The organism is Nocardiopsis sp. TNDT3 (assembly GCF_003427465.1).
GTDB lineage: Bacteria > Actinomycetota > Actinomycetes > Streptosporangiales > Streptosporangiaceae > Nocardiopsis > Nocardiopsis dassonvillei.
Genome location: NZ_QPFC01000115.1, coordinates 1 through 1359, shown reverse-complemented (window position 1 = coordinate 1359; position 1359 = coordinate 1). Strand labels below are relative to the sequence as shown.

Below are 1359 nucleotides of genomic sequence, written 5' to 3'. Positions count from 1 at the left end.
CCCCGGGACCCGGTGTCCCGGGGCGCCCTTCCGCGTGCCGGTCCGGCCGCCGCCGGAGCGGTCGTTCCCGCGCTTGCCGGACCGCCCCGTGTCGACTCGTCGCCATGGAGACTCATCCCCATGGCGACTCGTCCACACGTCGTCCCGGGCGGGAGCGGGCGTCGCCGCCCTACCTCCCCGCGATCCGCTCCATCAGGCCCGCCACCAGGGCGACCTGGCGCGGCGTCCCGCCGACCAGGACGTGCTCGTCGCGCGAATGCGGTCCGGCGCCCACCGCGCCCAGCCCGTCGAGCACCGGGCGGCCCAGCGCGGAGACGAAGTTGGCGTCGCTGGCCCCGCCCACCGACACCTCCTCCAGGGAGGCGCCCAGTTCCCCGGCCACCTCGCGCAGCAGGCCGAACGCCTTCTCCGAGGGCGGGTTGGGGTTCATCGGAGGGCGGTTCCACCCGCCGGTGACCCGGACCGTCACGCGCGGGTCGGCGGCGGCGAGCGCGGCCAGCCCGGCGTCCACGCGGGCCATCTCGGCGGGGTCCTGCACCCGCACGTCCACCCCGCAGCGGGCGTGCCCGGCGACGACGTTGTACCCGGTCCCCCCGGAGACCAGGCCGACGTTCACCGTGGTGCCCAGCTCCGGTGCGGACAGGGCGGTGAGCGCCGGCACGACCTGGGCCAGGGCGTGCACGGCGCTCGCCCCCGCTGCGGGGTCCAGGCCCGCGTGGGACTCCACGCCGCGCACGTCCACGTCGAAGATCCCCATGCCCTTGCGTCGGGTCTTGGGCATGCCCTCCCGGCTGGGTTCGAGGACCAGGGTCAGGTCCACGCCCTCGCTGGCCCGCTCGATGTGCGGGCGCGACGCGGGGCTGCCGATCTCCTCGTCCCCGGTGAGCAGCATCCGCACGGCGGGCCGGGGCAGGTCCAGTTCGCGCAGGAGCCGCAGAACCCAGGCGCTCTGCACGATCCCGGCCTTCATGTCGAAGCAGCCGGGGCCGCTGAACCGGTCGCCCTCGACCGTGACGGGCCACCCGGCCAGGGTTCCGGCGGGCCAGACGGTGTCGTAGTGGCTGACGAAGAGCACGGCCCCCGCCCCCGTACCGGGATAGGACACCTCCAGCACGTCGCCGAAGGAGCCGCCGTCGTAGCGGACCCGGGTCTCGGGCGCGCCCAGCCGCCGGGCCAGCCACCCCTCGATGCCGTCCAGTCCGGCGGACAGCAGGTCCCTGTCGCCGCTGGGGGTCTCCAGCTCCACCAGGGCGCGCAGGTCGTCGATCATGCCGGGCAGGGCGCGCTCAGCCGCGTCCGCCAACCTCGCGGTCACCGTCTGGCTCATGTGTCACTCTCCTCGTTGCGGTGGGCGGGGGG

General features: G+C 75.6%; 1 protein-coding gene. It reads right to left on the bottom strand.

The annotated features are described in order from the left end of the window. Positions 1-169: 169 nt before the first annotated feature. Positions 170-1327, bottom strand: a complete 1158-nt coding sequence (locus DQW06_RS03210; protein ID WP_117197931.1) for a M20 family metallopeptidase — start codon at positions 1325-1327, stop codon at positions 170-172. Positions 1328-1359 lie beyond the last annotated feature (32 nt).

Bases quoted from the DNA above. Each gene is read 5' to 3' on its own strand.
- DQW06_RS03210 (WP_117197931.1), bottom strand. From the start codon at position 1,327: ATGAGCCAGACGGTGACCGCGAGGTTGGCGGACGCGGCTGAGCGCGCC.